The following is an 11,463-nucleotide window of genomic DNA, read 5'->3' on the forward strand; positions in this document are numbered from 1 at the left end:
GCTTAGCCAGTCGCGCGCGCCCTGCCCATGTTCACCCCGCAGACGGCTTGCCGCGGACGCGATCACCCCGTATCATGCGCGGCTCGCACGCCCATGGCCGGGTAGCTCAGTTGGTAGAGCAGGGGATTGAAAATCCCCGTGTCGGGGGTTCGATTCCCTCCCCGGCCACCATGTTCAAACGCAATCCCTGCAACGGTTCCAGCCGATGTGGGGCTTTTTGTTTAGTAATTCCTAGCCAAACCGGACCAGATCAACGAGCGTAAGCTCCGCCGTCAAGCGGACATTTCAAAAGTAGAACATCTGGCGGGTTGGTTGCTCGCCGTGAAGCAGAAGCGCGAATTCTGTCGGCCTGAATCCCCCCAGGGTTTAGGCCCAGACTTCATCCAGATTCTTGGCCGCCAACAACTTTTCCCGCAGCGCGTAGCGGGACGACTGCATATTGATCTCGCTGTTCTCCGGGCGCGGGATCGGGACAATCGCAGTCGCAGGCCCTTTGAACTTGATCAAGTACTTCCCTGTGTCATTGTAAGGCAGGATGGCCTCGACCTCGGCAATGTGGGTGATCGCTGCGACGGGGGCGACCTGATAGGCAGCGATGAACTTCAGCTTCGGGATGTGCTTCGCATTGATCCGAACGGCAAACCAGCAGTGCTCGTTCAGGAAGCGCTGCTTGAATCCTTCCTCGCGTGCGGGAACAACGATGGTGTCGAACTTGTCGTTCTCCGAACCAACTGGCTGCACCTGATCGCTCGGGTCTTCCTGTTTCGGCGGGGTGAAAGCGTTGATGCCCAGCATCGGCAGGATCAGCAACATGTCGGCCAGGAAGGCCTGCGCCGTGGCCTTGGCTGCCGGGGCCATCGTCGGAGCAGTCGGGTTGTTCTTGTTCAGCAAAATGGCCCGGTCATGCTTCTTGGCCAGCGCCACCAGTGCCGACTCCAGGTATTGGACTTCGGTCTTGCCGATCTTGTGGTTGCGGTCGAAGAAGTAGACGCCCAACACCCAACCTTCCTTGTTCGAGACGTGGTTCTTCAGCCGGTCACCGACCGGGTCGGCCTCGCCGATGTAGATCGTTTCTTCGGCGGCATTCCCGACGAGGATGTAGATGCCAGCCTGCGAGAAGCCCGGCTCCTGCTTCAGCTGATGGAACAACTCCTTGGTGAAGACGACGCCGTAGCCCGACCAGTTCGACTTGTCGACGTGACGAATCCCTTCGGGGTCACCGGAGGTTGCGAAAAGCGTGATGGAGAACGGTTGTATGGGTATCCCGCCTCAACTCTTCTCTTCGAAGCGCAGGAAGTCGGCCAGCCGCTCCGATTCCATGATTTCATCGTGCGGCACCAGGATGTACTTCCACGGCTTGCTGCCGACGCTCTTGGCGTACTCGGTCGCGTGCTGGCACCAGCGCACCGCCGCAGCGGCCTTGGCCTTCACTTCATCGGTGCCCAGGTCGTCCCGCTTCTTGGTCTCGGCCATCAGGATGCATGCATCCATCTCCACCACGAAGTCAGGAACGTACTCCGGCTGCTCGGTGCCGAGCTTGTAGTAGATCTGGAATTGCCCCTTTGCCGGCTTAAACCACTTGCTGGCGTCGCGCTCCAGAATGACGGCGAAGCGACGTTCGCTGTCCGAGTCGAACTTCTGCAGCGGGTACAGGCATTTCGTGAACCCGCCGAACAGCATTTGGCGGATCGCGCTCACGTCCTCCACCGTCTCGCGGAAATGGCGCGGGTCCTGTCCTGCCGTGGCGGTGTAGGTGCAGGGTTTGAGCGCCGTGAAGCCGCGACTGACCTGCACCTCGAACTCGGTCGCCTCCTCATAGAAGTGCGCCATCATTTGCGCGTGGATTTCCCGCGCGATGAGTCGCCTATCCCGATCCAGTACGCGGATCACGTCGTCCGGTGACAAATAGCCCTGTAGGTGCTGCACCATCTGCCCTGCCAGGTCGTAGAGCAGATCGGCCTGGGTGAAGTAATCGATGTCGTCGAAATCCACCAGCGCGTGGACGATGTAGTCCTCAGGGCGTTGTTCTTTGAGGCCAATTTCAGCGGCCAGCGTGTCCTGCTCGTTGGTGTGCAGGTTGTGGATCACGATTTCACGTTCACCGGGTTGGAGGTGAAGCTGGCTCACATCGAGCCGGAAAGGACGAAAGCCGGTCGTGACCTCACCCTTGGGCACCACGGTGATGCGCGGGATGTCGATGGTCTGCTGAACGACGATCTCCGCCGTTTTGGCCACCACGGCCGAGAGGTCCAGCACAGCAACAGCCTCATCCACGCCCGCCAGCAGCTCGCCCTGCATCGGCTTCAGCCGCTCCGCCACTTCCGCGAGGATGGCGGCTTGCACCTCGGGGTTGAGCAGCGCACGGCTGGTTGGCACCTGGTCGCGCCTGACCTCGTAAGTGCCGATGACGTCCATGACAACGCGCGCAGCCTGCTTCTCCGCTTCGCTGGTGAACACCGGCGTCGGTGCGGGTGTGGCCCGGCCGCCCTCCGATCCGCCGTGGGTCGCCGCCGAAGCGTGGTCGACGGCGGGAGCGGCATCCGTGAGGCCCAGCCGCACCGCAGCACCGGAGCTGACCTGCACGCTGACCTTCTTATCGTCCGCGCTCGGCGCGTCGAGAATGACCTGCTTGAGGCGAATCGGCGAGTCGCCCCGGTTGGCTTCGTCGATGATCTCCTGGAATTTGTCGTGCGCGACGATATTGAGCCGATCCACCGCCGCCACGCCGGTGCGTTTGCCATAAGGCAAGCGCAGGCCGCGCCCGATGCTCTGCTCGATCAGCGTGCGCGCGTTGGCGGCGCGCAGCGGCACGATGGTGTAGAGGTTGGTCACGTCCCAACCTTCTTTGAGCATGTTGACGTGAATCACGATCTCGGTCGGCTCACTCACGCTCTCCACGGCCAAGAGGCGCGTGATCATTTCCTCCTCTTCCGCCCCGGTGCGGCTGGAATCGACCTGGATCACCTTGCCTGCGTAGCGCCCGTCATAGAACGCCTCCGACTCGATCAGCGCCTTGAGCTGCGCCGCGTGCGTGGTGTCGCGCGCAATCACCAGCATGAAAGGCTTGACGGGCTTGACGCCGTTTTCGCGGGCGTAGGTGGTGAGTTCCACCTTGGTCGTCTCGTGCAGGCGCACGCCGTCTTCCAGTTTGATCTTTTCGACTTCCTCCGGCGTGTGGTCGCTGGCCTTGAAGTTGCGCTGGGTAACGACTGCCGGCTCCTTGACGAAGCCGTCTTCCAGCGCCCGCGCCAGCGGGTAGTCCATCACCACGTTCTTGAACGGCACTGGCCCGCGGCTCGATTCCACGAAGGGCGTGGCCGTCACCTCCAAGCCGAACAGCGGCTTCAATTCGTTGATCGCTCGCATGCCCGCCTGCGCCCGGTAGCGGTGCGACTCGTCCATGAGCAGCACCAGGTCAGGCAGGTTCGCCAGATGGTTGAAGTAGCTGTCGCCCAGCACCTCGCGCATCCGCTTGATGCGCGGCTCCTTGCCGCCGCGCACCTCGGAATTGATCTTCGAGATGTTGAAGATATTGATGCGCACGTCGAAGCCCAGCCCCAGCGCGGTCTCATCCACCACCGCGCCGGTCTGGTCATAGTTGTCGCCGGTGATGATGAGTGGCGGGCGTTGTGCGAACTCGGCAATGCCCTTGAACACGTACTTGGGCGTATTGGGCGTGAAATCCGTGATCAGCTTGTCGTAGATGGTGAGATTGGGCGCGAGCACGAAGAAGTTGTGGATGCCATGCGCCAGGTGCAGATAGGCGATGAATGCCCCCATCAGCCGCGTCTTGCCCACGCCCGTGGCCAGCGAAAAGCACAGCGAAGGAAACTCGCGCTCGAAGTCCTCCAGGGTGGGGAACTCGGCTTTGAGCGTGGACAGGATGACCGCAATATCCCGTTCGTGGCCCAGCATCTGCGGCGCGGCCTCGATCGCGCGAGCCAGCTTCGAGAGTGATTCCGCCTGCGGCGGGCGCAGAGAAAGACGGCCGGTGACGGCATGCAGGACGCGGCTGTTCATTGTTTGTCCTCCCCGCCGTTCCGCTCGAAAAGGCTGCCCTGATCCGCGCTCGCAGCGGATCCTTTTCTGCTCCGGGTTTTCCTGCTCGCCTCGGCTGCTGCGGAAGATTCAACCGGGTCGGGCTTGGCCATCGGCAGGTTCGCCACGTTCAGGCTGTAGTCGTCATGCCCCCATTCGCAACGCGCCAGCACCGCCTTGGGGATTTTCTTGAGCGTCAGATTCGGCCAGCGCAGGGCCGCCTCACCTGCCGTCACGCCGCGAAACGCGCTGCACACCACGAGTAGGCTGCGTTCGCTGCCCACCTCATCGGAAAGCGCCTGCAAGCGCTCGGCAGAGAGGTTTTGCGTGGTCACGTAGATGAAATCCCGCTCGCTGGAGTGCCCGTGCTGCCACCAGAACACCTCCGAAGGCGCGTAGGTAAAGCCCTCCAGCTTGCACAAGGCTTCCGCCAGCATCGCCGCGTTGTATTCGGGGTTGATGATGGGGTTGCCCCAGCGGTCGTTGACGATGAGCGTGGGCGCGAGCTTGAAGTAGCGAAAGCCGCCACCGCCCTGCCAGCCCACGGCCTTCGTGATGCCGCCCGGGTCTTCGCCGTCGATGACCTTTTTCAGGCGCGGAATGATGTGCGTGTGGCAGTGCTCACCCAGCTCCACCATGATCCAGCGCCGGCCCATTTTGTGGGCGACGGCACCGGTGGTGCCGGAACCGGCGAAAGAGTCGAGGACGAGGTCGCCGGGGTTGGTGGCAAGTTCGATCACGCGTTTTATCAGCCTTTCAGGCTTGGGAGTGTCGAAAAAATCGCCTTCGACAAATGCTCGAACCTCGGCGCTTGCCTCTCTGGTTGTGCCGACATCTTTTGCAAACCAGATGGTCTCCGGGACGCGTCCTTCCTGATCAGCCAAGTAAATTTTCCGTATGATGCGCGTCTCATCATCGGAGAACTTAATCTTCCCCTCTGCAAGTTCCTTTTCAAACGTTTCTCTACTAAACCTCCATCCCTTTGGCGGGTGACGAATCAGCTTTCCGCTTGGCGTCACAATGTCATACATGAGATTTGGCCGCACAAGCGAATTTCGCACGTCTCCTGCGCGCCATGGGCCGCGAGGGTCGTTGTCTGGATTGGAGTAATTGACATTGTGCTCCTCCTGTCTTGGCAGGTCTTTCAGCACAAACTCAGATGACTTCTGGTAAACAAGAATGTAGTTGTGATGGACAGAGAATTTACCTCTATAACCCTTAGACTGAACGCTGTGATTCCATACCGAACATGACAAAAAATTTCTCCGCCCAAAAATCTCATCGCACAATACCTTGAGGTAATGGCATTCGTTGTCGTCGATGGTGATCCACAGCGAGCCATCCTCCGACAAGAGCCGCCGGATGATCTCCAGCCGGTCGCGCATGAGCGACAGCCAGATCGAATGCTCCAGCCCGTCGTCGTAATGCGTGAACGCGCTGCCGGTGTTGTACGGCGGGTCGATGAACACGCATTTCACCTTGCCGGTGAACTCCGCCTCCAGCGCCTTCAAGGCCAAGAGGTTGTCGCCAAAGATCAGCCGGTTATCGAAAAGATCGTTTTTCGTCACGCGCTGCTTGGCGTGGTAGGACTTTTCCAGGTCTTCCAGCAGGATGCGCGGCTCCAGCTTGGGGCGCTTGTCCTTGCCGATCCAGGTGAGTTCCAGTTTTTGTTTATTGTTCATCGCTCTTTCAGCCAGGTTTCTTTAGCGGGTGCAATCGACGGGTATCGCCGCCATTGCGCCAGTAGCTGCCCGTGTCCTTCATAGGTCGCCCATGATCGGGGCAGACAAGGGCATCAGACAGTTGCTCAACTAACTTGGCAAAGCGGATGCCATCTTCAGGGTAAAGATCGAAGCCGGTTTGGTTGAAGTGCGCACCCAACACATTCCTGGTTTGGGCCACCTGCATGATCTCATCCAGGATGGGTTTCAGTGCAACGGTGGTGACGACATTGCCGGCAGTAGTCTGGTCCAGGACTTCAACCTTTAGTGCCGCAAGCAGCTTGCCATTTACTGCGCCCAGTAAATCACCCAGCACATAGGTGTTGCCGTGCTTTCGAGGCACGGCGCAGGCATATTGCAGCGTGAGGAAGTCGAGCAACGCCTCCAAGATAACGCCCGCCTTGCCCGTGACGGCCTGAACATCAGGGTTCGGGTCAGCCAAGAGCATCTTTAACCGAGTGATCTCTGGGATTATGGCGCCACTCAAGCTGATGCCTTTGTCAAGGCCCCACTTGCCGAGTTCGACGAAGTGACAGGTCTGATCGGGCTTCAACATGCCCCAGCGAAACTTCTCGCGCCAAGGCCGGTAGTGCGTAGTGACTACAGCGTGCCGGAACTTCTGAAGCACGTCGTAGATCATTCCAATAATGCGTTCGACGTGCGGCTCGTCAACGCTGCCCAGTACATCGTCGAGTACTAGCAGCTTTTCTTCCGGAGCGTCGCGCTCAGCCAAGGCCAGAAAGATGCACAGTCCCAAGGTATCCAAGTGCGAGTCGCTGAAATACGCCTGTGGCGGCGCATCCTTCTTACCGCAGAACTCCGTGGCTATTTCCAAGGAAGCCCGTTTGGCGGCATCCAGCGCCAAGACGATCTTGTCGAGCCCTTCATTCGGGTGGATGGCGTCGTAGAGTTCTCCGACTCTGCTGGAAATCGCGCTCAAGATGTCGTCGGTGAACTTCTTCCGCTGCTCTGCAACTAGTTCGGCCACTTCCTTGATGCGCGGGACAAGGGCTTCTAGCTCCTTTGCGATCCTTTTGTTGGCCGCCAGCGTATCAAGGGAGGTGCGCAAGGTGTTGATGAACTTTTTGTCGGCTACACAGTCGTTCGAGGCTTTTTCCCAGGCAGTTCGTTTGTTCTGATTAGCCTTTATCCACTGCACCAAATTTGTGAGATCGTCGGGCACCGGAAGCGTTGGGATAACCAAGTCCAGCGACAATTCGCCGCTGCCGCAGAGCGTTACAAATGCTGCCGCATCCTCGCGGATCTTCTTCTCTGCGTCGGCCAATCGCTGATTTGCAGCATCAAGCGCCTTTTCCTTGGATACAACATTCTGCTTCGCGGCTTCGAGCTTCCTGTGGGCATCTTGAGATCGAATGCGGTGATTGACTTTCTCTACTAGCCCAGCGACCTTTTCGCTGCTTTCGCACAAAGGGCAAACGGTCGGGTTCGGATGTGATTTAAAGTGTGCTTGTGCAGCCTTCAACAGATCGAGCACTGCCAAGTAGTCGTTTGCCACCGTTCCTGTGATGTCCGCGAGTTCCTTTTTAGCTTGCTGGTGAGCAGATTCAGCGACCTTCGCCTGATTGGCAAGCGCGGCTAATTTGTCCGGGTGCGCTGCCAAAGCATCCCAAGCAGCGATGAGTCGATCGATCATGGCCTTTCGGGTGTCGAGATAGCTCTGATCTTTCTGCACTTCCTGCGTAGCCCAATCTAGCGCATTGGCGCCTGGGCTTCCTGCCTGCCGCCAGAACCGTTCGATTTCACCCAGATTTTCCGAAACGCGCGTGGTCGCGGTTTCGTACTCCTTGCCCTTATCTATTGCCAACTTTCGGAGTGTGCCCTCAGCGGACTCGACACCTGTGACATCCACGAACCGTCTGATCTGCTCATAGCGATCAGCCGGCTTGGCTTCAATCAGACCCAAGATTTCACTTCGCCGCAGAACGGCTACCTTTGGGCGAAGGTTATCGTTCGAAACCACGATACCCTTCTTATCGAGGGCAACGCTGCATGCCCCGGCTTGCGTTTCCAACGTTACTTTAACCTCGGTCGCAGTCTTGCCAATGGAGGGCCAGAACTTCTGCGTCGGGCCGAGCCCTCTGCGATCCAGCGAGCCGACGTTGCCGTTTCCGAGGAAGTCGAATGCATCCGCCACAGTGGACTTGCCCGTGCCGTTCTCGCCATAAATTATGGTGAGCTTCTTGTTCTTCTCGAAGGTCAGCTTGAAGGGCGTGACAGACCCGCGCAGGTTTTCGATCTGGATGCTGATCAAGGGGTTAGTGTTCATGAGTCGCCCCCTTTTGCAGCGCCTTCTCGATGGCGAGCAGCCAGTCTTCCGGCTTCATCGTTCCAGTCGCGATCTTGTCTCTGTACTTCTGCGCGTCTTCTTGTAGAAAGAGCTTGGTTTCGACCAAGTGCAATACAATACGATCTGTCAGTGCTTCTGATGGCGTCGTCATGCCAACTCCCATTCGATGGTAAATAGCGGGCGCTCTTCGACCTGCTGGTGGAGCTGCGCCTCCAGCTGGCTGATGAGGTCGTTGCGTTTTGCTTCGACTTCATCTTGCCGGATGAACAACTCGCGCCGCAGCTTGCTGCGCCTGGCCTCCAGTTCGCGCTGCTTTTTTTGCCACGAGAGCTTTTCTTCCAGTGTGGGCGAGGTCGCTGCCGTGCGGCGCACTTCCTTGATCTCGCGATCGATTTCCTTGATTTCCTGCTCCAGCCCCAGCTTGAGGTCGTCCGCCCAGGCGTCCAGCTTCTGCACTTCCTGCTCGAAGTAGCCGAGGTTGCGCTGGTTGATCTCCCGCAGCATTGCGGTCTTTCGACCTTCCACGTCGGCGTCCAAGGTGGCGTTGCCCGCGTTGTGGAACAGGCCCACCGGACGTAGGGTGGCAGGCAGGCGCAGCAGCTTCTCTGGGTCTTCCTCGGCCAAGGCGACGCCATCGGTGGTGACGGCTGCGACCAGTAGGTGCTGTTCCTGACGACCCAGCGCTTCGACCGTCAGCAGCTTGCAGGTGAGCCATCCGGCTTTACCGCGATACGGCTCCAGGGTGCTGATTCGGGTGCCGTGGGCGCCATAGTCGAACACCAGTTTGGCTTCCCCCAGCTCGCGGCATTTGGCGCGATGGATCACCCATTGCGCCAGCGGGTGATGGATGCGGTAGAGGTGCGCTTCGCCAGAACGACGCGGCAGTTCGTAGCGGCCAAGATCGATGCCCTCGATGCCACTGGCCGCGATGCCATCTGGTGCGCGTCGCAGCGTGAAGCCCTCATCGTCGAAGTCGGCGCAACCGTCCAACTCCGTCCGGGTTAGATCCATCAATATGCGCTCGAAGCGATTACGCGCACTGCGGCTGTCCTCCGCGCGGACGCGGAGCTTGTCCTGCACCTCCTCGTCGAAGTTCTCCAGCAAAATCTGCCGCGCTTTGACCATGGCCTCGTTGATCTCGCTGGAAAGCTCGAGTTGGAGCTGCTCGAAGCTGGCCTTGATCTCATGGGGTTCACGGCAGTTTTGATAGATCTCCGCGATTCGCCGCTCGAAGTCCACGCCCGATCCGATCGCGCCCAGCACTTCGTCGCTGGCCCCGAACACGCCTTCGAAGAGTTGGAACTTTTGTGACAGCAATTCATAGACGCGTCTGTCCGCCTCGTTGGTCAAGTCGACGAAATTGACCACGACCACGTCGTGCTTCTGCCCGTAGCGGTGGCAGCGCCCGATGCGCTGTTCGATGCGCTGCGGATTCCACGGCAGGTCGTAGTTGATGACGAGTGAGCAGAATTGCAGGTTGATGCCTTCCGCGCCCGCTTCGGTGGCGATCATCACCGTGCCACGTTCTTTGAAGTGCTCAACCAGTGCAGCGCGGGTGTCGGCGGTCTTGGAGCCGGTGATGCGGTCCGTGCCCTCGTGGCGTTTGAGCCAATCCTTGTAAATGGCTTGCGCGCGGGCATCGCTGTTGGTGCCATTGAAGAGGACGATGCCGTCTCCGTAGGGCGTGTCAGCCAACAGGCTCAAGAGGTAATCCTGCGTGCGTCGGGACTCGGTGAAGATGATGGCCTTTTTGGCCGCACCCAGCCGTTCCAGTTCAGCGAAGGCCTTGTCCAAGGCCGTGAGCAGTGCGCGGCCCTTGGCGTTTTCTCGAATACGAGTGGCCAGGTTCCTGAAATGGCGCAGCTCGTCAATTTCGGTCGAGATGGCGGCGCGTTCTTCCTGGCTGAGCGCTGCAGTATCTGGTTCTGGAGCTTCCACGCTCTCGACAAATTCCTCGGCGGTCTCGTCCAGCGACTCGTAGTCTTCGTCCAGTTCGTCCGTCAGGTCGACGACGGGCGATGCGTCGAGCACGCCTTGCAGGCGCTTGGCCATCGTTTCCAGCGCGCCCGCAATGGCGTGCGTGCTGGACGCCAAGAGCTTCCACAGCACAAGCGTGATCAGCTGGCGCTGGCTCTGTGGCAGCGCCTTGAGGTTGGGGCGACGCAGGTATTCGGCGACGAGACGGGAGAGCTCTTGTTCCTCGCTCGATGGGGTGAACTCCTGCACGATGGCGCGCCGCGCCGTGTAGGAAACATAGGGCTGCACCTGGCGGCGCAAAGTACGTTTGCAGACGGCGGCCAGCCGTTCGCGTAAAGCGCCGAAGGCTTGATCCCGGCCATTGGCGGCGAACTGCGTGCGGAAGCTGTCCAGATCACCGAAGACACGATCGTCGATGAGGCTGACAAGGCCATAGAGTTCCAGCAACGAGTTCTGCAAGGGTGTGGCCGTGAGCAGCACCTTGGAATGGACGTGGGCCAAAGCCTCCTTGAGCGTTCTAGCGATGACGTTGCTGGTCTTGTAAACGTTGCGCAGGCGATGGGCTTCGTCAAGGACGACCAGGTCCCACTCGATCTCTTTGATGTCTTTGGCCTTTGCCTTGGCGAACTGGTAGGAGCAGATCACGGGGCCGGAGGGCATCAGAAACGGGTTTTGCCGCTCCTGCTTGGCGATGCGGTTGTAGCTCTTGGCTTCGAGGATCAACCCCTGCAGGCTGAACTTGTCTTGCAATTCCTGATGCCACTGCTTGCGCAGGTTGGCCGGGACGATGATGAGAATCCTGCGCCGCCGCTCCGCCCAGCGCTGGGAAATCACCAGGCCCGCTTCAATGGTCTTGCCGAGGCCGACTTCGTCGGCAAGGATGACTCCGCGCGAGAGCGGGTTGCGGCAAGCGAAGAGGGCCGCATCGACCTGATGCGGGTTGAGATCGACCTGCGAATCGACCAACGTCGAGGCCAACGACTCCACGGTGTCGCCCGCCGCGCGGCGCGTGAGCAGCCACGCGATGTACTGGCTTTGATGCGGCGTCAGTAGCGGTTGCGTCATTTCCGTCCCTTGGGCTTTACCTCGTTGATGCTTGCGGCGATCCAGCGATCCAGCTCGGAACGCCGGAAACGCCACGTCCCGCCGAGCTTGAACGCAGGAATCTCCCCGCTTGCTGCGAGCCGATAGATCGTGCGCTTGCCCGCCTTCAGGTAGGCCGCGACCTCGTCCAAGGTCAGGATGTCGCCATCAGGCTCTGCCATTGCCGTTTCTGCGCAAACGTTGAAGTTTTACTGCCAAAGTTTGCAAATTCTCCCACATAGGGGCGACGCTGAACAGTTTGACGCGCCACCCGATCACAAAACGGTTATCGGTCGCGAACTGCAGCAGAAGGCCCACGCGCTGGTAGGCGCTCTG

At 59.6% G+C, this 11,463-nt stretch carries 7 protein-coding genes and 1 tRNA gene; 1 reads left to right on the forward strand and 7 read right to left on the reverse strand.

The genetic code is table 11. From position 1 onward, the window contains the following. Positions 1-95 precede the first annotated feature (95 nt). Positions 96-171: transfer RNA gene (locus EDC34_RS02910), tRNA-Phe, on the forward strand. A 195-nt stretch (positions 172-366) separates the two neighbouring features. Here the strand turns inward: EDC34_RS02910 and EDC34_RS02915 are convergent. From EDC34_RS02915 to EDC34_RS02945, 7 genes are all read right to left on the reverse strand, one after another. After that, on the reverse strand, positions 367-1,149 hold the full coding sequence (locus EDC34_RS02915) for a GIY-YIG nuclease family protein (protein ID WP_205388058.1): 783 nt from the start codon (positions 1,147-1,149) through the stop codon (positions 367-369). A gap of 120 nt (positions 1,150-1,269) precedes the next feature. After that, complete coding sequence (locus EDC34_RS02920; protein ID WP_114960131.1) at positions 1,270-4,020, reverse strand: DEAD/DEAH box helicase; 2,751 nt, start codon at positions 4,018-4,020, stop codon at positions 1,270-1,272. Further along, the gene (locus tag EDC34_RS02925) at positions 4,017-5,720 is read right to left on the reverse strand and encodes a site-specific DNA-methyltransferase (RefSeq protein WP_114960132.1); all 1,704 of its coding nucleotides are present in this window, start codon (positions 5,718-5,720) and stop codon (positions 4,017-4,019) included. The genes EDC34_RS02920 and EDC34_RS02925 overlap by 4 nt, the downstream gene beginning before the upstream one ends. A gap of 7 nt (positions 5,721-5,727) precedes the next feature. Beyond that, complete coding sequence (locus tag EDC34_RS02930; protein ID WP_114960133.1) at positions 5,728-8,046, reverse strand: AAA family ATPase; 2,319 nt, start codon at positions 8,044-8,046, stop codon at positions 5,728-5,730. Next, positions 8,036-8,218: a hypothetical protein gene (locus tag EDC34_RS02935; RefSeq protein ID WP_132982838.1), complete on the reverse strand. Its 183-nt coding sequence runs from the start codon at positions 8,216-8,218 to the stop codon at positions 8,036-8,038. The genes EDC34_RS02930 and EDC34_RS02935 overlap by 11 nt, the downstream gene beginning before the upstream one ends. After that, positions 8,215-11,109, reverse strand: a complete 2,895-nt coding sequence (locus EDC34_RS02940) for an SNF2-related protein (RefSeq protein WP_114960134.1) — start codon at positions 11,107-11,109, stop codon at positions 8,215-8,217. The genes EDC34_RS02935 and EDC34_RS02940 overlap by 4 nt, the downstream gene beginning before the upstream one ends. Further along, positions 11,106-11,309 carry a helix-turn-helix domain-containing protein gene (locus EDC34_RS02945; protein ID WP_114960135.1) on the reverse strand — a complete coding sequence of 68 codons (204 nt, stop codon included), beginning with the start codon at positions 11,307-11,309 and terminating at the stop codon, positions 11,106-11,108. The genes EDC34_RS02940 and EDC34_RS02945 overlap by 4 nt, the downstream gene beginning before the upstream one ends. Positions 11,310-11,463 lie beyond the last annotated feature (154 nt).

Origin of the sequence: Thermomonas haemolytica, assembly GCF_004346265.1 — a bacterium.
Lineage (GTDB): Bacteria > Pseudomonadota > Gammaproteobacteria > Xanthomonadales > Xanthomonadaceae > Thermomonas > Thermomonas haemolytica.

What these genes read in the sequence shown, in the direction of transcription:
- EDC34_RS02920 (WP_114960131.1), bottom strand. Translation starts at nt 4,020, where the DNA reads ATGAACAGCCGCGTCCTGCATGCCGTCACCGGCCGTCTTTCTCTGCGC.
- EDC34_RS02925 (WP_114960132.1), bottom strand. Translation starts at nt 5,720, where the DNA reads ATGAACAATAAACAAAAACTGGAACTCACCTGGATCGGCAAGGACAAG.
- EDC34_RS02930 (WP_114960133.1), bottom strand. Translation starts at nt 8,046, where the DNA reads ATGAACACTAACCCCTTGATCAGCATCCAGATCGAAAACCTGCGCGGG.
- EDC34_RS02935 (WP_132982838.1), bottom strand. Translation starts at nt 8,218, where the DNA reads ATGACGACGCCATCAGAAGCACTGACAGATCGTATTGTATTGCACTTG.
- EDC34_RS02940 (WP_114960134.1), bottom strand. Translation starts at nt 11,109, where the DNA reads ATGACGCAACCGCTACTGACGCCGCATCAAAGCCAGTACATCGCGTGG.
- EDC34_RS02945 (WP_114960135.1), bottom strand. Translation starts at nt 11,309, where the DNA reads ATGGCAGAGCCTGATGGCGACATCCTGACCTTGGACGAGGTCGCGGCC.